The 25,270-nt window shown below is 42.9% G+C and carries 18 protein-coding genes; 14 read left to right on the forward strand and 4 right to left on the reverse strand.

Annotated features, from left to right (window positions below):
* Nucleotides 1–159: 159 nt before the first annotated feature.
* The 6 genes from N483_RS12860 to N483_RS12885 all read left to right on the forward strand — a co-directional run bounded on the left by N483_RS12860 (nt 160) and on the right by N483_RS12885 (nt 11,390).
* Nucleotides 160–7,203 (forward strand): FG-GAP-like repeat-containing protein, encoded by a 7,044-nt coding sequence (locus N483_RS12860; protein ID WP_023397308.1) that lies wholly within the window; start codon nt 160–162, stop codon nt 7,201–7,203.
* Nucleotides 7,204–7,217: 14 nt separating this feature from the next.
* Nucleotides 7,218–7,937, forward strand: coding sequence for an ankyrin repeat domain-containing protein (locus N483_RS12865; RefSeq protein WP_023397307.1), 720 nt, complete (start codon nt 7,218–7,220; stop codon nt 7,935–7,937).
* 100 nt (nt 7,938–8,037) lie between these two features.
* The gene (locus tag N483_RS12870) at nt 8,038–8,337 is read left to right on the forward strand and encodes a hypothetical protein (RefSeq protein WP_023397306.1); all 300 of its coding nucleotides are present in this window, start codon (nt 8,038–8,040) and stop codon (nt 8,335–8,337) included.
* Between the two features lie 205 nt (nt 8,338–8,542).
* A complete protein-coding gene (locus N483_RS12875; protein WP_023397305.1) occupies nt 8,543–8,890 on the forward strand; it encodes a hypothetical protein in 348 nt (115 codons plus the stop codon).
* Nucleotides 8,891–9,267: 377 nt separating this feature from the next.
* Nucleotides 9,268–10,896, forward strand: a complete 1,629-nt coding sequence (locus N483_RS12880; protein WP_023397304.1) for a BBE domain-containing protein — start codon at nt 9,268–9,270, stop codon at nt 10,894–10,896.
* Nucleotides 10,897–11,117: 221 nt separating this feature from the next.
* Entirely contained in the window at nt 11,118–11,390 is a 273-nt protein-coding gene (locus N483_RS12885) for a hypothetical protein (RefSeq protein WP_023397303.1), read from the forward strand.
* 57 nt (nt 11,391–11,447) lie between these two features.
* On the opposite strand, the gene N483_RS12890 is transcribed toward N483_RS12885, so the two are convergent.
* Complete coding sequence (locus tag N483_RS12890) at nt 11,448–12,632, reverse strand: glycerophosphodiester phosphodiesterase family protein (RefSeq protein WP_231105457.1); 1,185 nt, start codon at nt 12,630–12,632, stop codon at nt 11,448–11,450.
* A gap of 92 nt (nt 12,633–12,724) precedes the next feature.
* Nucleotides 12,725–13,450 (reverse strand): sulfate transporter CysZ, encoded by a 726-nt coding sequence (cysZ, locus tag N483_RS12895; protein WP_023397301.1) that lies wholly within the window; start codon nt 13,448–13,450, stop codon nt 12,725–12,727.
* Nucleotides 13,451–13,683: 233 nt separating this feature from the next.
* Between cysZ and N483_RS12900 the strand changes: the two genes are divergently transcribed.
* Both N483_RS12900 and N483_RS12905 read left to right on the forward strand, forming a co-directional pair.
* Nucleotides 13,684–13,956, forward strand: coding sequence for a hypothetical protein (locus N483_RS12900; RefSeq protein ID WP_023397300.1), 273 nt, complete (start codon nt 13,684–13,686; stop codon nt 13,954–13,956).
* A 52-nt stretch (nt 13,957–14,008) separates the two neighbouring features.
* Nucleotides 14,009–14,596, forward strand: a complete 588-nt coding sequence (locus N483_RS12905) for a hypothetical protein (protein WP_023397299.1) — start codon at nt 14,009–14,011, stop codon at nt 14,594–14,596.
* A gap of 71 nt (nt 14,597–14,667) precedes the next feature.
* Here N483_RS12905 and N483_RS12910 read toward each other — a convergent pair whose 3' ends face one another.
* Nucleotides 14,668–14,961 (reverse strand): hypothetical protein, encoded by a 294-nt coding sequence (locus N483_RS12910; protein WP_023397298.1) that lies wholly within the window; start codon nt 14,959–14,961, stop codon nt 14,668–14,670.
* 216 nt (nt 14,962–15,177) lie between these two features.
* Here N483_RS12910 and N483_RS12915 point away from each other — a divergent pair, with 216 nt between their 5' ends.
* The 6 genes from N483_RS12915 (at nt 15,178) to msrB (ending at nt 23,449) form a co-directional block, all read left to right on the forward strand.
* Nucleotides 15,178–15,909, forward strand: a complete 732-nt coding sequence (locus N483_RS12915) for a TrmH family RNA methyltransferase (protein ID WP_023397297.1) — start codon at nt 15,178–15,180, stop codon at nt 15,907–15,909.
* A gap of 43 nt (nt 15,910–15,952) precedes the next feature.
* The gene (locus tag N483_RS12920; protein WP_023397296.1) at nt 15,953–19,342 is read left to right on the forward strand and encodes a chromosome segregation SMC family protein; all 3,390 of its coding nucleotides are present in this window, start codon (nt 15,953–15,955) and stop codon (nt 19,340–19,342) included.
* 18 nt (nt 19,343–19,360) lie between these two features.
* Nucleotides 19,361–20,074 carry a cell division protein ZipA gene (gene zipA, locus N483_RS12925; protein WP_023397295.1) on the forward strand — a complete coding sequence of 238 codons (714 nt, stop codon included), beginning with the start codon at nt 19,361–19,363 and terminating at the stop codon, nt 20,072–20,074.
* A 99-nt stretch (nt 20,075–20,173) separates the two neighbouring features.
* Nucleotides 20,174–22,195, forward strand: a complete 2,022-nt coding sequence (gene ligA, locus N483_RS12930) for an NAD-dependent DNA ligase LigA (RefSeq protein WP_023397294.1) — start codon at nt 20,174–20,176, stop codon at nt 22,193–22,195.
* Between the two features lie 66 nt (nt 22,196–22,261).
* Nucleotides 22,262–22,735: a DUF2919 domain-containing protein gene (locus N483_RS12935; RefSeq protein ID WP_036974947.1), complete on the forward strand. Its 474-nt coding sequence runs from the start codon at nt 22,262–22,264 to the stop codon at nt 22,733–22,735.
* Nucleotides 22,736–22,996: 261 nt separating this feature from the next.
* Nucleotides 22,997–23,449: a peptide-methionine (R)-S-oxide reductase MsrB gene (gene msrB / locus N483_RS12940; RefSeq protein ID WP_023397292.1), complete on the forward strand. Its 453-nt coding sequence runs from the start codon at nt 22,997–22,999 to the stop codon at nt 23,447–23,449.
* Between the two features lie 40 nt (nt 23,450–23,489).
* Here the strand turns inward: msrB and N483_RS12945 are convergent, their stop codons facing one another.
* Entirely contained in the window at nt 23,490–25,118 is a 1,629-nt protein-coding gene (locus N483_RS12945) for a response regulator (protein WP_023397291.1), read from the reverse strand.
* Nucleotides 25,119–25,270 lie beyond the last annotated feature (152 nt).

Here is a 25,270-nt window from a genome sequence, read left to right on the forward strand (position 1 = left end):
CTACTCGCAACGAGCAAGCAAGTGTAATTTATTTTGGGTATGACTTAGGCTTATTAGCTTAAGTTAGCAGTTACTTCTTTATGTTACGAAGTACTTTATTTGCTCTGTGATCAATGCCTATTCATGGCTTCGATATACAACAAGAAAAGTGAATTCTGTATGTTAAAGAAACAAGGATTATTGGCCCTACCTCTTGGGCTATTGAGTTGCTGGGTGCATGCCAGTCCAGTTACTCCTACTAATAATGTATGGCAAGACAATTCCGGAAATTTATATTACCAACAACCAGTTAAACAAGTTACAACCGCAGATGAAGTGCCCGTCAGCATCCGGGTTTTTGAATCTCATCCTTATGTTCGTATTATTCAAACTGCGAACGGATTCGAACTAGAAGGTATTTCTAAGTCTGAGTTTGCAGCGCAACATAGCGAAATGGATGTTGTGGGCAAACGACTGCGTAGTGACTTCGATGGCGATGGCCAAGCAGATGCACTGATCCAGACGGATCTCGGCCACGAATTGTTGGTGTCACGCAATACGGTTAAACCTTATCGCATCGGAATTAATATCCGAGACTTTGGTCAGCAAATGGAAGTGCGTGATTTCAACTACGATTTTCGTGCTGATATTGTCGATAAGAGCAATAATAAAGTGCACTACGCACAATCAACGGGGTTGAGTCATGCCATTAATACCAATGATTATGTTGGCTCTTTACCTGCCCAAAGTAATGTTTCGCCAGGCGGTGAATTTACCTACAATATTCCGATCACCTTAGGCGAAGCGACTGGTGGACTGAAACCAAATGTATCACTGAGCTATGCATCTAACCCGCGCAATGGCCACGTTGGGGTCGGTTTTAACATCGATGGGCTCAGTGCCATCACTCGATGTGAAAAAAATATGGAGACCGATGGCGTTGCTGGATCAGTAAATCTTGATCAGAATGATCGCTTTTGTCTAGATGGGCAGCGTCTGATTGTGAAATCAGGCCGCACCTATGGCAGCAACAACTCAGAATACCGAACTAGGCAGAATACTGGGCAAAAGATCATTGCTCATACATCTAGCACAGCTACGGGCCCATACGCGTTTACTGTGTACGATACACAGGGAAATAAACTGACTTATGGTAAACACGGCTCTGCACAGGATGCGCTAGTTAAGGCCAGCAATGGCCGAGGTTATACTTGGGCGTTAAAGCGTGTCGAAGATGCGTCGGGTAATTACTATGTTTACAATTACACCAAGGTGAACGGCAGTCTTGAGTTTTATCCTACATCTATCAAGTACTCAGGTCACGGCAGTGGTGCCACTCGCAATGAAGTTCGCTTCAACTGGGAAGATCGCCTTGATAAGCGCAGGCTCGCCTATTTAAAAAACAATAAGATAACGCTGACCAAGCGCCTGAAAAATATTGAGTCGTATTATTCGGGCCGTTTACTACGCCGCTATAATTTGACTTACGGCTATGCTGGTACAGGTGTGACAGAAAGTGTGCTGAAAAAGGTGCAAGCGTGCTCAAGTAATAATAAGTGTTTGTCACCAACAGTTTTCAACTGGAACTCGAGGGGATCTGTGAGGCTAGGTCGAGATATTGGTCGTGATTACTCGAGAAACAGTCGCTATAAAGCGCATCAGTTTATGGACTTCAATGGTGATGGATTAACTGATATTGCCTATGTGCGCAATGATAGAGGCAGTTCATCGGACCATTTATATATGATCCCAAATAATGGTCGAGGATTTGGCGATGAGCGACGATTTCATGATCTTGCTAATAAAACATTCCGCAGAACATGGAAAATAGTCGATTATGATAAAGATGGTAAAGATGACATTCTTTATTTATCTGGCAGCAATCAGCATTGGAAGCTGATGCGTCATACTTCTGCGATGAACTTTTCATTTACGTCTTTAACCTCTATTAGTAAGCCAACAAATGATGAAAATACGCGGTTTTTGGATATTGATGCCGATGGTTACCCGGAACTATTGCATTTTGTCGGCAACAAATTGTCTTATCAAAAAGGCACTAAAACTGGCCTAGCTAGTGGTGCTGCCAAACCAATTAAGTTCAATTTAAATGCGCCAAGCGGTTCAACGGCTTCGATGATGTCCTATGACAAGGATGACAATACATTTCCAGCAATGGACTTTAATGGCGATGGCCGTGCGGACTTTTTAGCAAAAGTAAGAGTATCTACCTACAATGATGATCCTTTTCCACCTTGCGATCGTCCGTGGGCTTGTGAAGATCCCAGAATAGTAGCGCCCCAAATACAGGCTGGCGCTTCAATAAAACAAGCCAGTGAAAATCAAGCTTTGATACCTGTGTCACCTAAGCAATTGAACCCAGTTGATATGAGTCGATCGCCAGCGGTTGAGACCCAGCAGTTGATGCAGCAACAAAGCGGGCTTATTACTCCACAAGGGTACAGCCACAGCTATAGCTGGAAAATTCTCGTATCGCAGGGCAGTGATACATTTGCAGAATTTGTCACTGTATCGTCAACCTATAATATTAAAGATATTCAAGCTGTCGAACTAAATGGCGATGGTTTGGCTGATATTCTCTACCGTAATAACAGCGATAACTGGTATGCCAGAATAAACAATGGACACGGGTTCAACAGTGCCATTTACTTATTCAAGTATAACAAAGCTGCCTTAAAAACATTTGATATCAACGGTGATGGCACAGCTGAGGTCTATAGAGAAGATCATGGAGATCACTTCTATTTCTTTAATGGCAGTGGCTTTACAGCGAGAAAGCTGACATCACATGGGTCAAATTTTGATTTCACCACTTTTATGGATGTTACAGGGGACGGTACACCTGATAAGTTGGTCTTTTCTGGACGTATGGGCTTGTATCAAAACAGTGATAGTCCAGCCACTTTGATCTCTTCAGTGACAGATGGGTTTGGTGTCAATACATCGGTTTCCTACTCTACGCTCAATAATCGCAGTGTGTATGTACCAGACTATGATGCGAGGCACAAAAACTGGGGTAACGGCAGGGTAACAGACATTAAAAAAGGTGCTCGTGTTGTTAGCTTATTGCGTAAAGGTGAGGATTTATTTACCTATAAGTATTATGGCGCAAAAGCGCAAGTAGGTCGTGGTATGCTCGGCTTTAGACAAGTTGTCATAGAGAGCAGAAACGCCGGAACTAAAGTTGTAAGTACTTATCGCCAAGATGGTGATTATCGAGGCTCGGTGTCTAAAGTGCAGACATACGTTAAGTATGGTAGCGATACGAGCTCAGGCGGAGGCGGAAATCCCCCCCCACCACCAATTGACCCGTGCGATGAAATTCCAGAGATGTGTAATTGTAACTGGGAACCAGGCAAACGCTGTGAGCTGCCAAGAGCTATTCCTGTCGATGAGCTGATAGCTTCTCCGCTAACAGCCATGAGTCGTTCAGAGTTAAGTATCCAAAGTGCTTCATCAAGCAGTGTTTGGCGTTTGAAGTCAGAAGTAACCAATACCCATGGTAATAAGAGAGATACAGGCTTTAAAGCTGGTAGTAGCACTTATCCGTATATGGTTTATCCAAGTCGTTCAGTGACAAAGACCTATAATACGGACACTAGTAGCCAGACGCTCATTGCGACAAAAACTGAGCAATTAACAATAGATAGTTTTGGCAACCCAGTATCGAAAAAAAGCACTATTGACAGTAAAAATGGCTATGCACACACGTCTGAGGCACATACCTACTCGTACAGTAAATATGGCGGTAGATTGACTAAAAAGCAGACAACAAAGCGCTATTTAAATCGTCTTAACGGCAGCAACCGAGGCAATTATCAAAATACACAAACGGTAAACTATGCCTACGACAGCAAAGGGCGAATGATCAAAACTACCGCAGATAATGGCGTGGCCACGAGCTACACGCTGAATAGCTATGGTATGGTCACCAAAGAAACGGTATCGTCCTCCGGTCTACCTACTAAGGTACTGACGAAATACTATGACAGTACGAGTCGCCACTTGACCGGAGAGTCAAATAGCTTGGGCCACAGAAGTACCATCGGTTATGATAATTTGGGTCGCAAGTATTATGTGCAAACAGCCAATGGCCAGCGTACTTATAGCACCTATAACCAACTTGGACGAGTGACAGGGGAGGTGTCTACACCGGCAAATAATACCAGTATTTCAGGCAGTCAAGCGCTGAGTACTAGTAAAGTGCAATATTGGTGTAAATCGATAAACCACTGTCCGTCAAATGCAACTTACTATGAAGAAACTACCGTAGAAGGGACACCTGACTCCAGAGTCTATTTTGATAAATATGGGCGTGAAATTCGCAAAGGCAGTGTGTCTCTAAGTGGCACTTATGTATACACAGACTTTACTTATGATACTAAGGGTCGTAAATATAGAGAGTCTCTACCTTATTTTGCTGGTGGCACAATACGTTGGACAGTTTATCAATATGATAAGCAAAACCGTGTGATTAAAATTACCAAGGCTGATGGCTCTGTCTGGAAAACCGAATACAACGGTGAAGCGGTGACAAACGTTAACCCCTTAGGACGCCGTAATACTCAGGTTAAAAATGCCATGGGACTGTTGGTTAAAGTCACGGATGCAAATAATAAATCCGCAGAATATCAATATGATGAAAATGGTAAATCTCGAAACTTGAAGGGACCGAAAGGGAACCAAATTCAAATATTGTATGATAAATACGGCAACAAAACTCGCGTGGTTGATCCTGATAAAGGCACAATTAACTACACGTACAACAAATATCATCAGTTGACCAAAGAAACGGACAGCAACGGCAATGTGATGACGTACAGCTATGATGTTTTGGGTCGTCTTATTGAGTCTGTACGTAAAAAAGGCACTGTTGTAGAGCATCATACGGTCACTAGCTATGACAGTGGCAGCTATGCAAAAGGCCAAGTTTTTACTGTTAATGATAAGGTATCAGGGTTTACTGAACGTTATTACTACGATGCATTTAGCCGCAGTCGTGAAAAGCAGACAGTGATAGAAGGGGACACCTATAAGGAGAAGTGGGAATACAACAACTCAGGCCAGTTAACTAAGGAAATTGACGCGTCTGGTAAGAGTGTTATCTATACATATAATGCTCATAAGCACTTAGCCTCGTTGAAAGACAGTCAAACCAATTCTGTGGTTTGGCGAGCTGTTACCGTGGATGCATTTGGCAATCTAACTAAAGAGCAACTTGGTAGTCGGATTGTACGAAACAAAGGTTTCGATGCAGAGACAGGTCTATTGACCAGTATGACGACGACAGGTAGTGGTACTTTGCAAAACTTGCGATATGACTGGGATAACCTGGGCAATTTGAATTATCGACAAGATCTGGCGATTGGTAAAAAAGAAACTTTTGCTTATGACGCACTTAACCGGGTGACACGCAGCACGATATCTGGCGTTGCGACAACGGATATCCGTTACAATGAGCTGGGGAACATAACCTACAAGACTGGTGTGGGTAACTATCATTATCAATCAAGTCGACCCCATGCTGTCACTGAGGTCACCGGGGCCCGTGCGAATAAGTATCAATATGATGCCTCGGGCAATATGGTCAAAGACAATGACAGAGTACTAAGTTATAACACTTTCCATAAACCAACCTATATAGAAAAAGGGGATTACTGGGTTGAGTTTGAGTACTCAGGTAATGGTAAACGTTTTAGACGCCTCGAGTTTGGTGGTGAAAAAGGCGCATTGATCCCCATTTTGAATGGAGACATCACTACTTTCATTCCAATTGCTCAGGAAACCCGGTATGTCGGTAAAGTTGAATTTATCCGATATGGAGGGTCAAGTACCTGGGTGAGCAAGCGCTATATTGCTGGCAAAGTGTTGGTAACGACGGTCAATAACCAAGCAACCACACGCTATATCTTGGACGATCACTTAGGGTCGACGCATGTGATAGCTGACAGTAATGGGCGCTCAGTTCAAGTCATGAGTTTTGATGTATTTGGCGCGCGTCGAGATGCTAAAACTTGGGCACGTGATTTCAGTGACACCAACAAATTTACCAGCATGATCACTTTGCGCGGCTTCACCGGTCATGAGCAAATTGATGAGGTAGGCCTTGTTCATATGGGGGGGCGGATCTATGACCCAATCCTTGGTCGATTCTTACAAGCCGATCCTATGGTTCAGGCGCCTGAAAATATTCAAAGTCTTAACCGCTATTCTTACGTAGTTAATAACCCGCTCAATAAAACAGATCCGAGTGGGTATATTTGGGTGACGTTGGCAATTACCGCTCTTAAGGCAATTGCAGCAAGTTCGGCGGTAAGCGCTGCGGTTGCTACTGCGATTAGCTACGCGTTGACTGCTTATACTTATTATGGCTACGCGCAATTTGCGATCAGTGTTAACAATGCCATTAAAGGAGGTGGAACGGCGATGGCCAACTTCTTAGGTGGGCTAAGTAAGAGTTTGGCAAAACAGTGGTTACAGGGCAAAGTCATGGATGCCACAGGTATGACGCAAGCAATTGAAGAGATTGACAAGAAGTTCTCTCTAAAGGTTACACCGAGTGCGATTGCTGATTTACCAAAAATTGAAGCGGCATCCTGTGTGTATGAGGATTTTGCTCAGTGTCAGGGGACGGATCACTACAAGCGGCTTTCAGATCAAGAGCTTGAAGCAATGGACTTAGATCCGAAGGATTTTAATACAGAAAGCAGTATGAATGCGGCTTTGTTTAAAGATAATCAGGGTAAATACCTCTTGGTTTACCGTGGTACTGCGGAGCTACTACCAGATGTTGGCGCAGACATTACCCAAGCGTTTGGTATTGAAACCACACAGTACACTGAAGCGATGGACTTGGCACAGGTGGTGGTGGACAGACTGGGCAATAATGTTGAGTTTGCCGGGCATTCACTTGGTGGCGGGCTTGCAGCCGCAGCGTCAATGTTTACTGGCAACCCAGCAACCACGATAAATGCGGCGGGTGTGCATGATCGAACCATGACTCGGCGGGATGTGGATATGTCGACGGTTGATCCGTCCAAGATCAAAGCTTACTACAACACCACCGATTTGCTGCATATTGGGCAATTATTACCCTTCTTGCCGTCTGCCAATGGCAAGCAAATTGCGTTGACGCCTTTGAGTTCACACGGCGTGGTTGGGGCATGTTCATCTATGGGGGGTAAACCTTGCGACTATTCCGATTGATTATAGTTGCGCTTATGTTCCTGCAGACCGGGTGTTTACAACTCGGTCATGCAGTAACAGGCGGGATTTATAGCATTTTGCCGGGCCAGGAATACACGGACCAAATGTGTTTAAAGCTTGCCCGTGCGGCATTGAATGGTAATTTAAAGCGCTTAAATAAGCTGCTTGCTACGCCGAGTCACCAGGTAAATTGCCAAGGTAAAACCGGGTTTACGCCTTTATACTTTGCCATAAAAGGCAGGCAGCTCAGTGCCTACACTAGGTTACTTGAAGCGGGGGCTGATCCCAATATTCCATTTGGCGGAAGGGGTAACAATGTTACGTTTCTTGCAAGCTGGATAGGGATTGAATATTTACGGCCCGCTGCTGAGCATGGCGCTGATTTTAACCAAAAAGATGCATTTGGCAGAACGCCGGTATATAAAATTATTAGCTCAGATACGAACGAGGCATTTTTGTTAGCACTGAGCAAAGGGTTTGATGTCAACAATGTTGATAACTCTGGAGGAACGCCTATTGTAAGAGCGCTTGGTTCTTATCGGTTTTTTATGGCGTGGAAGTTATTAGAGAATGGAGCTGATATAAATTTGAATCCAAAATCTAATATAGGGGATGCGTGCTTCCAGTTAAATAGAGCCATTGGGCGTAAACATGAGTTGACGCAGTCTGCACAGTTAGAGATTGATAAGTATTACCAAAGTTTGGCGGATGCTGCCAAATGTAATGATGGTTAAATATATATTATATATATTATATATGTTTTTTATTTTTACATTGGTGGTTATTTCTTTATTATTAACGCTCTTTTTTAATAAAGTTTAAGGATAGAAGAAAATGAAAAAAATAATCGCTCTTTGCTGCTTGCTTCTCTCGAGTGAAACAGTGTTAGCTTATAATGCTAACTCGAGTGTGGAAATTAAAAATATTAGGGTTAGACCTACTGTAGCATACGTTTTGTTTGAAGGTTGTAGTAGATATTCGAAGATTTATTTGTCTAATGACTATTATAAATCGATGTTTTCCGTTGCGATGATGGCGGCGGCGTCTAATAAAAAGGTAGCAGTTGAATTTCAGGAAAATAAAAGCTGTGCATCAACGGAGCCTGTTATTAATTACATAGACATAAAAATATAATCACACCTTAATACTTGTCTATTTGTAAAGTTGGTTTGTTTGTTTTTCCTGATGAACCAACTTTACGTTCTCCCCATCTAATTCAATTGGTACTTCTTATGAAAAGGACTTGATTACTTATTAATATAATTATATTAATAAGGTGTTTTGTTTTTCTTAAAATTATATATAATTGGTTTTCACTTTAGATTTTAAGGGTTTTTAAATGAGTAAGTTTTTGTTTTCATTGCTGTTATTAGGGGTTTCTGCTCAGTCGGCGTTTGCATCAAATACAGAACTATCGATAGGGACGCAAATTACGGAACTGAATGTTTACTCTAGGCTTGGTAATGCTGATGTTTACGTCAAGCTAGATACTAATGGTAACTATTGCAAACATGGCTACTTTATAAACAAAAATAGCGCCGGATATGAATCTATACTTAGCAGCTTGTTAAGCGCATATCATACACAATCAAATATAAAAATATATGCTTTTACTGGTCAAGCGCATCATTGGAGTGGAAATGCAGGTCCAACTTGCGAAATTTACTCAGTTCAGTTTAAGCGTTAAACAAGAGTTTGTTATTAGAAACCAAAGTGGTTTAAAAGTTAACAGAGATTAAATAAATCTTGCAGGTGCACTATTGCCTTTTGCGCCTGCATTTTCGGTCAGTAGCGAAACTTAGCCTTCTCAGTCCCTACCTGCTCCCCTTATAAAGAAATATTTTGATACACATCTAGTGCAAGTGCTTACTATCCATTTTTTATAGGATATATGGGTTTGTAAAATACTCTAAGTTACTTTTCCTCTAGTTATTTAGTCTAATTTATATACAGATCTTGTCCTTTTTATTGCTACATTAAAGCTGTCATACGAACAAGCGCACCGAGTTAGGATTGTGGTTTAGCGCCGTATGGCGAATAACAATAACATGTAAGGACAGGACTATGGATAACAAAGAAAAAAACTTGATTTCACAATCAACGGAGCTGACGTCTCGACGTAGTTTCTTGAAAAAGTCACTGGCTGTCGGGGGCGCCGTTGGCGCTGCACCGTTAGCTTTGCAGTCTTCGGCTGCTCAGGCGCGGGGGGAGTACGGGCAGTATCACAAAGTATTTGGCAATGACCCGCGCTATATTTCAATGCTATTGGGTTCCAACATGCGCTTCTTAAGCCAGCCAACATACATTGGCGCCTGTAGCTCAGCCCATGAAGTTTATATGGCGGCAAGAGATGCGATCACGCAAGGAAAGCGAATCACAGTGCGCGCGGGCGGTCATTGTTATGAGGGGTTTGTGGATAATGATAATGGCGTTGTAATTGATATCAGTAATATGGACCGAATTTACAAAGAGGGCGATTATTATGTGGTTGAAGCGGGTGCTAACTTGGGCCATACCTACAAAACCTTGTTTAAGGAGTTTGGTAAAATAATCCCAGCAGGTTCGTGTTTTGGTGTGGGTATTGGCGGTCATGTTTGTGGTGGGGGATTTGGTGTGCACTCGAGACAATTTGGCTTGTCGAGTGACTATTTAGCCGGGGTTGAATTAGTCGCGTTTAACGAATGGGGCGGTCAGGCGACTTACCCTCGCAAATACTTCAAAGGGCAATCGGCGCAGGCAGATGAAATCGTATGGGCTCACCAAGGTGGCGGCGGTGGCAATTTTGGCATTGTTACAAAATACTTTTTCAAAGATCTACCAGATGTACCAGCCTTTATACATGCACAAGAAATATCGATACCATGGGCTAGTTTGGACTATACCCAATTTGCAGCTCTACTAAAAAATTATGGTGAATTCTGGACTAAAAACAATGGACCAGAAAGCCGCTTTAATGCATTGCATTCATCCATGTCTGTACCCAACTCTGTAGGAGGAGGTGGCGATATACGTATGCAATTGTTTAGCAGTGGCAATCCGGGCTTAATTGATGAGTTTTTGGATGCCGTGTTCTCTGTATCTCAATTGGCACAGGCAAAAATAGGCTTGCGCACAACCGATCATATGGGGTTGCAGAGTCAAGAAGATGCGCCGCCAAGACCTACACCGCCAGGCAGTTATTTCAGCTTACCATGGTGGTACGGAACACAATATGCGGCAGGTCCGTTAATTGGTGCTAGGGGGAAAAACAAATCTGCTTATATGAATCAACCGTTTCCTGAATCACAGATACGCACGTTATGGAATGAGCTACGAAATGGCGATTATTTAAGCCCAGGAGGCTTGGTACAAATTTCCTCTTACGGTGGTCAAATTAATGCATTATCTTCTTCAGATACGGCAGTCTCGCATCGAAGTTCTGTAATGAAGTTACAATATCAAACTTATTGGTTTGAACCTACTCAAGACCCTTATCATATTGGCTGGATGAATGGCCTATACCTGAAAATGTATGGTGAAAGGGGACCTGCTCCAGATGGAACTATGGACGGCTGTTACGTGAACTATGCAGATACGGATATTCCCAATTGGCAATACCTGTATTACAAGGATAACTACCCAAGGTTGCAGCAGGTCAAACGTTTGTTGGATCCGACAAATCGATTGAACCATGCTCAGTCGATAGAGTTATAGCCCGCGCGCTTTAAAATCAAGATTAAGGTAAAAACCGAGTAGTATTTACCTTATGATTCTAATAGGAAAGTCTAATTGTTTGGTTTTTAAAATAATATCAAAGATTTAAAAAGAGGGTGAATTTATTATTCTCTCTAATGTTTTATTTTGAGGCTGGCTTTTAAGTTGCTCGATTAAAATTGATTCGTAGTATGTGAGACGATTTTAATAAGGAGTATGAGATGTTAAACCTTAAAAAGCGTAAACTAAAAACCTTGTCTCAAGATGCTGCGATTATTCCATCAAAGATGACCAAGCAAATTGGTGGTGCACACGTAAGTGTGTCGTCAGATACTTATACAACAACCCACCCAGATGCATACAAGCTGACCGATAAGGCAACAATTATTCAAACGGGACCAACGGATCCTGCTACGGGGCCATTTACTGGTACTTTAACAGGGCCGAGCACAATTACAGGTCCAGGTACAAGTGGCCCAAGTATTTATATCTAAGCTGTATCGAATAGGTACGATGTGTCGTATTGATAACACATCGTACAAGACTTGAAATTAGTAAAGGTTCATACAGTTGGCGTAAAATGTCGTTGTCGCGGGCCAATCACTAAATACCCCTTTAACGCCAACTTGTTTAGCCAATACATCCAGTACTGTATAAACATCGCCTTCGTTTTTAACAGCATCGCTGATCCCTTGATAGTACCATCCACCACCTTGAGAGATCAGTCCTGAGCGTTCAAGAGTCCACGTTATTATATCGAGATTGGCTGCTTTTGCTGCAATTGCATATTGTGAAGGTACCAGCTTGCCTGCGTCATCTAGCGTTAACAGTACCCATAAAGGCGGGGCGATAATATTAACTCCGCTGGCTTTGATTTCATCCATGTTTGGACGCCAAGTTAGCGCATTGTTTGGGTCGAAGTTGGGGTCGGAATAGCGACCATCTAAATACACACCACGTTTACCGTAGCGAGTGTTATGACGCCAAAACTTAACATCTTCAATATTGAAAGATTGTGGTAAAACTTTACGGGGAGAGACTCGTGCGGCGCGATATTCATCAACCATTTTTTGGGCGTAATCTTGTTGTGTCATACCCTGATATGGCATTGCAACCGCGGGGGCCTTTAACTCAGGCGTCATTTTTACTCGTAGAGATTTAAATAACTCAATACTCTGTGCATGGGTCATCAATGTACCGGTTGCGGAGTAAAGGTCTGTACGCCAGTTAGCAGTGCCTTTTACATACTCCTGCGGTGTGCTTGCATTGGGGTTTGCGCCATCCATTTTGCCTTTGAGCTGCATAAACTCGTCAAGCGTTAAATCCGACGTACAGCATTTCGCGTTTGCTGGCGTGCCAGTGTCGGGATCTGCTGGGGTAAAAGGCTGGCTGCATTTGGCTGCCAATTCTGGGCGTAGTAAAATGTCAGTGCTGGTATGTAAATCGCACTGGGCATGACGGCAAACTAACTCTTTATCTTTAGTAAATGTGACATCACACTCTAATACGCCGGCTCCCATTCGTGCAGCTGCGATATAAGACTCTTTTGTATGTTCAGGGAATTGAGTGGGAGCGCCACGGTGTCCGATAGAAAACTGAGATTTAAAAAAGGGTCTGTTTACACACCGAGAGAGCTTGGATTTAAGTGCACTTGTTGCCATTTGGTCGAGCAAATAAAACGGTCTTGGCCCAAGTTGTGCAGAAGCACTGGCGCTGGCACTGCCTAGCAGTGCCATAGTGAATACGACTTTAGTTAAAATGTTCATAACGTCCCAGTATGGATTTTTTCAACTATTATCGGTATGAAATGTGACGTTTTTACGAGTCGTTATCGGTAATTGCTTCGGTAATTCTCTACCCATAGTTTTGTGGCGCCACAGACAGCAGCAGGCATGACGATGAGGTTAACAAATGGGATGGCTGTGAGTACAAATACTGCAAAACCAAATCCATATGATAGGCCCTGCTTGCCTTTTAGATCTTGCTTCATCTGATTAAAGCTGATCTTATGATTGTCAAACGGATAGTCATTATACTGTACGTTGTACATCCAGCAGGTAAATAGGATCCAAAGGATTTGTCCAATAATAGGCAGCATCCATAACATTAAAAAGAAAATGATTGCCCTTGGTAGGTAATAGCATAGCTTAGTCCACTCCCGCCCCATCATCCGAGGAACGTCTTTTAGTAGATCTGTAAAACCATCATCATTAATAGGTTGGCCTGTGAGGTGGAGCTCCACTTTTTCCGATAGCAAACCATTAAACGGCGCAGCAATAAAATTGGTAATAACAGTAAATACCATACTGTAACTAAATAGAATAATTAAGATTGCCAGGGGCCATAGTAGCCATTCTAGCCAACTAAGCCACGTAGGTAGTGCGCTATTTAGATATTCAAACCCCTGTGTTAACCAGTCAAATAGAAAAAACAGCGATCCGCCAAATAACAGAATATTGATAAATAACGGGATAAAAACAAAGCGTTTGAGTCCTTTTTGGCTAAGCATGGAAAAGCCCGCAATAAAGTACTCCATCCCTTTTGTAATTTGCATCGTTAAGCTCTAAATTGGGAACAGTTGAAGTCTATTATAATCGTTAATTGCATTTTAGTGCGTGATTTTTTGATCTCTATCATTGCAAAAGAAAGTCTTTAAATTCATGGCCTAGAGAGGGAATGTCACACTCTCTTACAATTAACTTAGGTGTGGGATCAGGGGTTACCCCTTGTAAACACCTAGGTGAGTCCATACACTAATTGATAGATCATCTAGGAGTGAAAAACAGCATGCGTGTCTTTCAGTTATTGTTTGCAGTCAGCTTAGCGACGTTACTTTGTGTAACGGCGGCAGGCGTGCACGCAGCTGAAGAAAGGCAGCAGGTTATCGAGCTTATTGCAGATCTCGATTTACAGTACTTAGATGTAGATCTTGATGAAGCCTTGCCGTTAGCTAGTGTTAAAAGTTCGCTGTGTACTACAGATTTTGTTAACTCAACTTCTTGGTCTTTCCTAAGTTCTTCACAAAATGCGACGCAAATTCGCGCACCACCTGCTCAATAATCCCCATATAAAACACCATAATTAATTTAACTTAATCATCGTGAGGTGGATCATGAGCTATTATCATGCACTTAAGACTGCGGCTGTTAATACAGGCGCTGTAACAAACAATACCGTTAATGTGGCTACGGCCAATACTAAAGCGTTTGAACAATTACCTGCGGAGCAATTTCTTCGCCCTTTACCAACGATATACATCGACTTAGACGCGACCCTAGATGAAGCTGCGTTGGTATTGAACAAAACACATCAAGCAGCGGCACTTGTCATATCGACAACAGGTGAACCAATTGGATTAATTTCTTCAGCTTTATTAGGTAGCCGAAATGTCCTTGAAAAGGCACAGACTATGGGCTTAAGTCGAAATGACTTAAGTGTTGCGGATATGATGATTGCAATATCGTCACTACGTCAAATATCAACTGCTCAGGTTGTTGAAGCTCAAGTTGGAGACATTAAAGCAACCATCGAAGCGGATGGCCTAACCTATTTATTTGTACAAAATAGCCAACAAAAAGCAGTCGGTTATTTTGATGTAATTGATTTAGTAAAAAGTAGTAATGGCGTGATCACTGCGCTTAAACCGTGTCATGATTTTAAAGATGTAGTCGCGCAAATACTACACAATAAAGAAATGTAACAGTTCCCCCAAAGTTAATGTAAATTAAACCCAAGGCATCTTTATGATGCCTTTTTTAGTGCTTAAATTTATTAAGGCAGCTTTACATTGTGGTGCTTTGCGTACCAGTAAAACAAAGGCAGCTCTATGATTGTAAAACTTACCAATGTAAACCAAGCCCAATTTACCTCAAAAAAGAACAAGGTAAACTCGACACCTGTGGCAAAGTACTCAGAACCAACGATTGCGAGCGAGAGCATTGATGCAATAAAATCTTGTGTAGACACCTTTTTAAAGTCGTTACCGGCATATTTGGGTGAGATAACAAAATAGGTTATTGCAAGAATAACGATATTTAGCAGGATAACGTGGAGCTCTGCGGACATAACTGCGTCTCAAATTGGGGTTAACTAGGAGTGATTTCAATGTGTATCACTTTTTATTTTGTTGCTATTGTAATCACAACTGAAAGTGAGTGCAAAGCGCACTGACTCAGGGGGGAGTGAATATTTGTCGTTCGCCTTCGCTTCGAAAGCAGCAATTCCACTGCCCTTTGTCCTATATTGTGTATATACTTCGCTTCCTAACCAAATGAGGTGTGTATGCTGTCTAAAAATCAACAAAAACTTATTCGCGCTCTGGCTCAAAAAAAGTACCGTAAACAACACGGTCTGTACTTAGTTCAAGGCGAAAAGAATGTCTTGGAGTTACTGCAAGCAAAAGTGGAAGTACAGCAGGTTTTCGCCACACCTCAATTTATTCTTAGTCATAAAAACACCTTGAAGCATTGCCAAGTTACGGAATGTGATGAACAGGCGCTTAGTAAAGTCAGTACGTTAGTGAGCAATAATGCGGCCATTGCGATTGTGCCAATTGCTGAGCCGAAAGAAATAGATAAAAGTGGCTTCGTATTGGCGCTTGACGGTGTATCTGATCCAGGTAACTTAGGCACGATCATTCGACTTGCAGATTGGTATGGGTTGAAGCAGGTGGTGGTCAGTGAAGACTGTGCAGACCATTTAAATCCAAAAGTGATCAGTGCAACAATGGGATCGTTTGTGCGGGTAGATGTGATCAGAACAGATCTAGAGCAACTATTAAGCCATTACAACGGACCCATATATGGTGCATATCTTGAAGGGCAAAGTGTTCATCAAACTCCATTTACCGAGCGCGGGCTACTTGTTATGGGCAGCGAGTCTCATGGGATCCGCGAAAAAGCCAGTCAGTACATCAATCAGCCCATAACTATTCCGGCATATGGTCAAGCAGAGTCTCTCAATGTGGCTATGGCGACGGGCATCATTCTTGATAATTTTCGCCGCTCAATCTAATGTACGATTGTTGCGGCATTAATCAAAATATACAGCTTTCTCTATGCGCTTAAGTCACATAAAACTAGCAGGTTTCAAGTCTTTTGTTGAGCCCACTAAAATCCCTTTTCCTGATCAAATGACATGTGTGGTTGGGCCTAATGGATGTGGCAAATCTAATGTCATTGATGCTGTGCGCTGGGTATTGGGTGAAAGCTCTGCAAAAAACTTGCGTGGCGACGCAATGACGGATGTCATTTTTAATGGTTCGACTCAGCGAAAAGCGATTTCTCAAGCATCCGTTGAGTTAATGTTTGACAATACGAAGGGCACGTTGCCAGGGTCACTGGCTGATCGCAACCAAATCGCCATTAAACGTCTCGTGACTCGAGATGGACAGTCACTATACTTTTTAAATGGTAGCAAATGTCGTCGTCGCGATATTACCGATATCTTTCTAGGGACGGGCTTGGGGCCTCGCAGTTATGCAATTATTGAACAGGGCATGATTTCTCGTCTAATAGAGAGTAAGCCTCATGAATTAAGAGTCTTTTTAGAAGAAGCCGCAGGTGTCTCTAAATATAAGGAGCGCAGGCGTGAAACTCAAACACGTATTAAAAGCACGCGGGATAATTTAGAACGCTTGCTCGACATGCGTAAAGAGTTGCAATCACAGCTTGACCGATTGGCTCAACAAGCCGAAGCAGCAAAAAAATACAAAGACCTCAAAGCGAAGGAGCGAACTCTCAAAGGACAACTTGCCGTTATTAAATGGCAGGACTTTAATGACAAGCTGAAGCAAAAAGTACAACAAATAGCAAAGCTTGATGAGCAGCTACAGTTTTTAGAGCAGGCTCACGGTGGACAAAGTGATGTGATTGCTAGCTTCGAACACAAAGTAGTGCATTTAAACGATGCACTGAGTGTATTGCAGCAGGAAAAACATAAAACCCATACAGCACTGACTCGTGCTGAGCAGCAAAAGATCCACCTCACTGAAAAGCGCATTGAACTCAGCGAAGCTCAAGTTAAGTGTCAGGCTGAACATGCCAATGCACAGTTGCTCTTGACACAGCAGCAAGCCACTTGCGAGTTACATAAACAAAAGAGTGAAGAGGCTGCTGAGCGCCTAACACTCCAAGAGGCGCTATTGGAAGAGCGGGAAGCGCTTTACGAACAGCAGCATCAAGCCAATAGTGAAATTGAAGGTCTTCTCAAAGAATTGACCGAGCGCGTTACTATGGCAAAAGAGCAACATGCATCAAGCAATATTACTTTGCAGCAGGCAAAACAAACACACCTTCATTTACAAGATAACCTCACAGGTTTGGTAGCAGATGAACAGGCGCTCACGACACAAAATAACAGTGAGTTATTGAGTGAGGAGCGGGCCAAACAGCACGAGCTGCTTAAAGAGATGGCGAGTTTGCAAAGTCAGGCTCAAAAGCTGGTAGAGCAGCGACTAAAGAGCGAGGCGCAGTTGCACCAAAGTGAAGAGATGGTGCAAGACGCGCAGCAGCAGCTGTTACAATCCACAGCCGAGCGAGATACCTTAATTTCCCTGCTTGATGTGCATGAAGAGTCACAGGCTCCGTCGTTTTTAGCTCAGTTAAAAGTCCGAGAAGGCTATGCACAAATTGTAGAGTGCGCGCTACTTGGGCTGAACTCTCTGTCGATTAGCGAAGTCCCCAATGGAGCGGGTTTATGGGCGCATACACAAACAAGTGACTCTGACAGTGTTGCACAGTTTATAGAATCTGGTGTTTTCCCAAGCTTTTTAAACCATGTTAAGTGGTTAGGAAAACATCGACAATTTACTGTGACTTCCCATTATATTTTTGCCGTTGATGATGAAGGCTGTTTGTATGGCGAAAATTTCAAAATGCCGACGTCAGAAGGCGGCTCGAACCAACTGGTGAATTATCAAAAGCTTGATAACTTAAATACGAGTTTGCCAGCCCAACAAAAAGCGCTAGAAGAAGCACAGCGACAGTTAAGCACAAACGCGACCAAACATACTGAGCTTGAAAATGTGATAGAGCAGAATAAACAAGCTGTTCACACGGTTGCTCAGCAAGTTGCAGCAAATAAAAGTCGCCTTGAAGTGCTAGAGTTACAGCAGCAAGGGTGGCAGAGTCAAGCGGATAAATTGGCCGCTGAGATAACTAAAACTCGTCAAGAAATGACAACGACACAAGAGTTGGTTGAGCAGCGTGAATTAAATCATTTGCACTGTACTCAGCAGTTAGAAGTGACCCAGCACAATTTAGAAGAGAAGCGTGAGCAGGTTGAAGCGCAAAGGCATCAGATACAAAATGCGCTGACAGGAAAAAGCCAAGCGCAAGAGCAAGTGCATCTTGCGAAAATGGCGTTGCAGCAAGCGCAGAGTGACCAGCAAATAAGCGCAACAAAATCAGTACATTTAAGCGAAAGTTTGCAACTGTGTGTGGCTGCATTGGAGGCAAATACCGAACAACAGGTTTTACTAGAAGCACCGTTATCAGAGACGCAATCTCAAATTTCGACATTGCTGAATACTGACCGCGAACAGCAACAAAAATTGGCCCATTTTGAGCAGCAAGTTTCAGAAGCAAAACAACAGCTTGCTGAAAAGCAAAATAGCGTGCAGGATGCGCAATCGCACAGTCTTAAACTCAAAGAGCAAAAACAGCAGCTACAATTACAAGAACAAAGTTTGCTGGTAAAAGCACAAGCTGCGCTGGAACCGTTAATTGAGCTAAAGCAAACCTTAAAAGGAGTGCTTGCGACTCTGGATGAAAAAGTGAGTACCGGAGTATATCAAAGCCAATTGACAGCAACCGTACAAAAGCTGTCGGTATTAGGCGCTGTTAATTTAGCTGCAATTGAAGAGTTTGATGAAGCCCAGTCGCGTAAAACATACTTGGATGAGCAGCTTAACGACTTAACTGCGGCGCTTGAAACCCTTGAGAATGCGATTAAAAAAATAGATAGAGAGACGAAAACGCGCTTTAGAGCCACTTTTGATCAGGTCAATCGAGATCTTGCAGAGTTGTTTCCAAAGGTGTTTGGTGGCGGGAATGCGTATTTAGAGCTCACCAGTGATGATTTGTTAGAAAGTGGTGTTACTATAATGGCAAGGCCACCAGGCAAGAAAAACTCGACAATTCATCTGTTAAGTGGTGGAGAAAAAGCGTTGACCGCATTATCATTGGTATTTTCTATCTTCAGGTTAAATCCGGCACCGTTTTGTATGCTGGACGAAGTAGATGCACCGTTAGACGATGCCAATGTTGGACGTTTTTGTCGCCTCGTTGAAGAGATGTCTCAAACGGTGCAATTTATTTATATTAGCCACAACAAAGTGGCTATGGAAATGGCCGCAAGGCTGACGGGGGTAACTATGGCAGAACCGGGTGTTTCTCGCGTAGTTGCCGTAGATATAGAACAAGCAGTGCAGATGGCACATACATAATAAAAGTAAAGGTGAACAATGGCCACAGAATTAAGATGGGCATTAATCGTGATCAGCGCGTTGATCATAGGTGGACTACTGATACATGGGCTATGGTCTGTAAGAAAAAAAGAAGATAAAGAGGATCGTAGACAAAATTTGCCAACTGCAAATGAGCATAGCAAACCCTCAGAACCTGAACTAAATGATATGAGCTTTACGGCTGTAGAAGAGGAGCAGCATTCGCACTCCACGGATGCATCTGAAGTACAAGCTGATCCACAGCCTTCTCTGCAAGAAGAACAAGCACAAACAGCTCAGAGCGCAGAGCCCGCTGTGGAGCCTCAGGATTTTATAATTCTGCACATACAAATGCCGGAAGGCTTAGCAATGGAAGGCTCAAAATTATTGCCGAGTGTACTCAGTTTGGGCTTTAAATTCTCTGAAGAGGGCTTTTTTAATCGCCACTTAGAGTCATCAGGTAATGGACCTGTGTTATTTAGACTTGTGAATATGTATAACCCAGGTACGTTCGATATCGATAATATGGAGCAATTTAGCACAGCTGGCGTCAGTTTATTTATGACATTGCCTTGTGAAGGCGACAGTATGGCTGCATTCAATATGTTGCACGGAGCAGCGAAAAAATTATCGGATGAGTTCGGTGCACAAGTTCTAGACAGTAAGCGCGAGCCACTGACGGTAGATACCATTAGAACGTACGTTGAAAAAGTACGTGAGTTCGCAGCCTAGTTCTATGGTGTAAACTGCATCGTATTTCGAATGAAATGGTAAAAGATAGAGTAAGCCACTGGCACAGGCCGGTGGCTTTTGTTTTATTAAGAGGTTGAAATGTCCGAATCTATCAGCAATAGAATCAATGAATTAAAAGCACAAGTGGAAGAGCACAATTACAAATATTATGTGCAGGATATGCCCACCGTGCCAGATGCCGAATATGATAGGTTAATGCGAGAGCTGATTGATTTAGAAACAGGGCACCCGGAGCTACTTACGGCTGACTCCCCTTCACAAAAAGTGGGTGGCGCAGCACTGAGTAAGTTTGATCAAGTAACTCACAAGGTCCCGATGCTGTCGTTGGACAACGCGTTTGATGACGCAGAATTTAATGCATTCAACCGTCGTATCAAAGAGCGCCTGTTAGAATCTGGTGAGCTAACATTTTGTTGTGAACCCAAATTAGATGGTCTCGCGGTGTCAATTTTGTATCGTGACGGTGTATTAGTGCAAGCGGCTACACGTGGAGACGGACAAGTTGGCGAGAATATCACTGAAAATGTGAAAACGATCCGTAATATTCCATTGCGTTTGAGGGGGGACAACATCCCTGCGGAAGTTGAAGTACGTGGTGAAGTGTTTATGGACAAAGCGGGTTTTGAGCGCCTCAATGAAACCGCTTTGGCCAAAGACGAGAAAACCTTTGCTAATCCAAGAAATGCGGCAGCGGGTAGCTTGCGTCAGCTTGATTCAAAAATTACCGCCAAGCGACCCTTGATGTTTTATGCCTATTCAATGGGAACGGTTGAAGGGGCACAACTGGCAGAGACGCACTATGGCCAACTAGAGCAGCTTAAGCTTTGGGGCCTGCCTATGTGCCCTGAAACCAAACGTGTTAATGGCGTTGCGCAGGCGCTGGCATATTATCAAGATATTCTTAACCGTCGCGATGCACTAAGTTATGAAATTGATGGCGTTGTTATTAAGGTGGATAACAAACAACAGCAATCTCAATTAGGTTTTGTGGCGCGGGCACCTCGCTGGGCGATTGCATTTAAGTTTCCAGCACAAGAAGAGATCACTCAATTGCTCGATGTTGAATTCCAAGTCGGGCGTACCGGCGCGATAACACCCGTTGCAAGGCTTGAGCCTATATTTGTTGGAGGTGTCACAGTATCGAATGCAACACTGCATAATCAAGATGAAATTGACCGCCTAGGCATTAAAGTAAAAGATCACGTGATTATCCGACGCGCAGGTGACGTCATTCCACAAATTACGCAAGTGGTGTTAGACAAGCGTCCGAGTGATGCGTTTGATATCGAATTTCCAAACACTTGTCCGGTGTGTGACTCGCATGTAGATCGCGTTGAAGGGGAGGCTGTTGCGCGCTGTACTGGCGGGTTGGTATGCCAAGCGCAAAGAAAAGAGGCGATAAAGCACTTTTCATCCAGAAAAGCCCTCGATATTGACGGGTTAGGGGACAAAATCGTTGAGCAGCTGGTGGATAGGGAGCTGATCAAAACTCCCGCTGAGCTATTTAAATTACGCCAAGGGCACTTTGAATCCCTAGAGCGTATGGGGCCTAAGTCTGCCAAAAACTTGGTGAATGCACTAGAAGCAGGTAAACAGACTACGTTAGCTAAATTCTTATATGCGTTAGGGATCAGAGAGGTCGGTGAAGCGACCGCACAAAATTTAGCAAACCATTACTTAACCCTTGAAAAAGTCATGAATGCCTCCATTGAGAGTTTACAAGAAGTGAGTGATGTCGGTGTGATTGTTGCGCAGCATATTCATGCCTTTTTTGGTGAGCAACACAACCAGCAAGTTGTATCCGAACTATTAGAAGTTGGGGTGTATTGGTCAGATATTGAAGCGCCATCAGAACAGGCTCAGCCGTTAGCTGGATTGACCTATGTTTTGACCGGGACCTTGAATGAACTCAATCGCAATGATGCAAAAGCGCGATTGCAAGCACTCGGAGCAAAGGTTGCAGGTAGTGTCTCGAAAAATACACATGCTTTGGTTGCGGGTGAGAAAGCAGGTTCAAAGCTAACTAAAGCGCAGGATCTGGGCATCGAGATTATGGATGAAGCGGCCTTAATCGCACTCTTTGAGCAGTACCAAGCATAATAGTTTGGCCTGCCTCAAAGAGGTAGCTAAACGCAGTTTTTATTTGGGGGCAAAGTGAGTAAATTGATAGGGCGGTTTGGGCCTGAATATTGGGATAAATATGGTGTGTATCGCACGCCACTAGGGTTCAATTTAACTTTATTTGTATTGCTTCGCCCCTTTCTTGTGTGGCTGATGTCAGCACTTACTTGGCGCCCTGATTTAGATATTATGAGTTTGTTTTTTCCTTCAAAAAACGACTTTTTGGTTGCTATTTCTATTGCTGCTATCGCATTAGTACCGACCGTTTTATATTCAATGCGGCGGCCCAGTAGTGCACAAAAATGGGGTAGGGCGTGGCGCTACATGCGGTGGCCTCTATTGCTTACCGCTGTCCTAGATTTGGCGTGGCTGATCTCACAGGCGGCGAGCAACCATTTCCAGTTTTCATTTTATCTTGCCGCGCAAATTGTATTGGTTTCATGGGTAATTTTGTACCTAATTAATAGCCGTTATTTAACGTGTTTTTTTGGTGACTGGCCTGAACCAGACCCAAAATAGCTTGACGTGAATGCCCGCAAAAGCCTAAATGATACTGAGGTATTTTGTCTATCTGCTCAAACCTTATGAATGGTTAATTTGTCATGCACTGTGCCTAACAAGGTGCGTAGCTCCAGGTTCATTTTATTAGCGCTGTGGCGCACATTGTCCTAGTTGTGTCATGAATTGGATATATGCTCAAAAGCTACTGCGCTGAGATAGATAAGATAGTTATTATTGGCGGCAAATAATAAAAATCAAATGAATATTGGGAAGATCAACATGTTACTTTGGCAAGATATACTGACTTGGGCGAAAGAAGGTAACCCAACACCACCGCGAAAAGTGGAGAAAAGCATCATGCAATGGCAGGCTTTACTTGAACCTTCGGTATTCCATATTACTCGCAATAAAGGGACTGAGAGGCCGTTCAGTTCTGAATCTTGCAGTCTATTTGAACCAGGACAATACGAGTGTGCTTGTTGTGGCGAATTACTGTTTGACGCACAAGAAAAGTTTGAAAGTGGTTCTGGATGGCCCTCGTTTACGCAACCAGCAAAGCCCAATGCAGTCGCCTATCACTTAGATAGTACGCATGGTATGGATCGAGTAGAAATAGTCTGTAATGTATGTGACGCACACCTAGGACATGTTTTTCCCGATGGGCCTAAACCGAGTGGGTTGCGTTATTGCGTCAATGCACTTGCGATGGTTAAACATGAAACGGTGAGTTAAACACCCTGAAATGTAATAGGTGCTCTGATACATCAGACGCCTATTGCGCAAGCCCCATCTCTTTCATTTGCGCTAACAGTTTATCGAAGCGGGTTAGTTGCTCTGAATCAAGATCAGCACTTTGTAGCACTTTGAGGCATTTTTTGGCAAGGTTGGTGTTGAACGTAATGCCTTTTTTCCCAGTCGCATCCGCTAAGCACTGTAACAAGTTAAGCGCAATACTGGCATTTTTAGGCATGACTCTAAATGCCTGAGAAAAAGCCTCTAATGCAACGTCAAGTTCGCCTTTATTGAACTGTTTAACAGCGTGGTTATTTAACTCCTTAGGACCCATGGTAATGTCTTTTCGTTCATCATGTTGCTGCTGCAAATAGCGCATCATGACAGGATCTTCATGGCTTTGATGACGTTCACAATGTTCAATGATCTGGCCAAAGAGTGCTTGGGCTTTATGTTGAAAGCCTAACTCATGAAATGCTTTGGCTTTATCGAGTGCAGCATCCACTGAACGGATCTGGGGTTCATCATCTAATTGTTCCATGAGCTGACGTGCTTTTTTATGCTCATCTTTCAGATAATGTAACCGCGCATGAAGCACATCCATTTGAGTTTGATTAATGGCATGTGGAAACTGCTTTTTAAGATCGTTCAAATATTGTTGTGTTTGTCTAGTGATCTTATTTATTTGTTCGTGCTGATCGGTAGCCAAAGCAAAGTCGATACCAGCTCGAGCGGCATTTAGGTACACCTCTGGGCTATCATGAATAGAGTATCGAGCGAAACTGGCAATCTCTTTTTGGGCATTGTAGCTGCACTCGTAGTCGTGATTAATCATTGCAACGGTACTTAGCGATTTTTGCCGTGATAGATTGCGTGGTGCTATTTGCGAGGCTTCATGGAGTGCTTTTTGGGCATGTTCAAACTGATTTAATTTAATTTCTAAACGACCGAGCAGATCAAGTGCGGCAAGTCGGGTTTCGCTTTTTTCAATTAAGCCTTTTAATAGCTTTTGTGCAGTGAGATCTTCATTATTTGCGATTAACGCTTCAACTAAACCGAGTTTGGCCCAAGTGAATTTTTGTAACTCTAGTGCCGACTTATAAAACTGCTTCGCCTCTTCATAGCGCTTTAGTTTAAGCAACATTTCACCTTTGAGCTTAAGTAGCATAACTGAGTAGCTAGTTTGCTGGCTATCTAGTTCGGCATTTATAAACTTGAGCGCTTTAGAATAGTTTTCATCATCAATGAGCGTATATAACTTTTTAAGGCTTTGCTTCCTTTTTAGCACGCGCTCAATTCTGGACTGTAAATCTTTGATGGTGAAAGGCTTAACTAAAAAATCATCGGGTTGAAGCTCAACAACACTATGGACTAGTTCAGGGCTTGTTTCTGCAGAAGTAAAAATAAATCCGGTACAGCGTTTTATTAAACGCTTTTTTAATAGCTCTTCGTAAAGTTGATAGCCATTTTGCCGTTTACTCAAATCAAAAGAACATATGATCAGATCGAACTTATTGACTTCACAGCTTTCTTTGGCAACAGCGGCGGACTCAGCAATGAAAATATTCCGATAGGCTAAACGTTCTAGCGACTGTTTTAGATAGCTAAGTGCCAGAGGTTGTTCTTCCACAATTAAAATTTTTGAATTAACAAATGGTTGAACGGCCATATCGATATTAAGGTGTTGCTAGCAATAATTTTAGTCTAGTCGTTTCTTCAAACTTTTAAAACAGTCTGAGATAGAAGTTAAAATAAGAAGTTTGGAGACAACTTTGACATAACAGAAAGAATAGAAAGTGAATGGTGGGTTGTACTGGACTT

Source organism: Pseudoalteromonas luteoviolacea NCIMB 1944 (genome assembly GCF_001625565.1).
Lineage (GTDB): Bacteria > Pseudomonadota > Gammaproteobacteria > Enterobacterales > Alteromonadaceae > Pseudoalteromonas > Pseudoalteromonas luteoviolacea_F.

Bases quoted from the DNA above. Each gene is read 5' to 3' on its own strand.
- N483_RS12860 (WP_023397308.1), top strand. From the start codon at position 160: ATGTTAAAGAAACAAGGATTATTGGCCCTACCTCTTGGGCTATTGAGT.
- N483_RS12865 (WP_023397307.1), top strand. From the start codon at position 7,218: ATGTTCCTGCAGACCGGGTGTTTACAACTCGGTCATGCAGTAACAGGC.
- N483_RS12870 (WP_023397306.1), top strand. From the start codon at position 8,038: ATGAAAAAAATAATCGCTCTTTGCTGCTTGCTTCTCTCGAGTGAAACA.
- N483_RS12875 (WP_023397305.1), top strand. From the start codon at position 8,543: ATGAGTAAGTTTTTGTTTTCATTGCTGTTATTAGGGGTTTCTGCTCAG.
- N483_RS12880 (WP_023397304.1), top strand. From the start codon at position 9,268: ATGGATAACAAAGAAAAAAACTTGATTTCACAATCAACGGAGCTGACG.
- N483_RS12885 (WP_023397303.1), top strand. From the start codon at position 11,118: ATGTTAAACCTTAAAAAGCGTAAACTAAAAACCTTGTCTCAAGATGCT.
- N483_RS12890 (WP_231105457.1), bottom strand. From the start codon at position 12,632: ATGGCACTGCTAGGCAGTGCCAGCGCCAGTGCTTCTGCACAACTTGGG.
- cysZ (WP_023397301.1), bottom strand. From the start codon at position 13,450: ATGCAAATTACAAAAGGGATGGAGTACTTTATTGCGGGCTTTTCCATG.
- N483_RS12900 (WP_023397300.1), top strand. From the start codon at position 13,684: ATGCGTGTCTTTCAGTTATTGTTTGCAGTCAGCTTAGCGACGTTACTT.
- N483_RS12905 (WP_023397299.1), top strand. From the start codon at position 14,009: ATGAGCTATTATCATGCACTTAAGACTGCGGCTGTTAATACAGGCGCT.
- N483_RS12910 (WP_023397298.1), bottom strand. From the start codon at position 14,961: ATGTCCGCAGAGCTCCACGTTATCCTGCTAAATATCGTTATTCTTGCA.
- N483_RS12915 (WP_023397297.1), top strand. From the start codon at position 15,178: ATGCTGTCTAAAAATCAACAAAAACTTATTCGCGCTCTGGCTCAAAAA.
- N483_RS12920 (WP_023397296.1), top strand. From the start codon at position 15,953: ATGCGCTTAAGTCACATAAAACTAGCAGGTTTCAAGTCTTTTGTTGAG.
- zipA (WP_023397295.1), top strand. From the start codon at position 19,361: ATGGCCACAGAATTAAGATGGGCATTAATCGTGATCAGCGCGTTGATC.
- ligA (WP_023397294.1), top strand. From the start codon at position 20,174: ATGTCCGAATCTATCAGCAATAGAATCAATGAATTAAAAGCACAAGTG.
- msrB (WP_023397292.1), top strand. From the start codon at position 22,997: ATGTTACTTTGGCAAGATATACTGACTTGGGCGAAAGAAGGTAACCCA.
- N483_RS12945 (WP_023397291.1), bottom strand. From the start codon at position 25,118: ATGGCCGTTCAACCATTTGTTAATTCAAAAATTTTAATTGTGGAAGAA.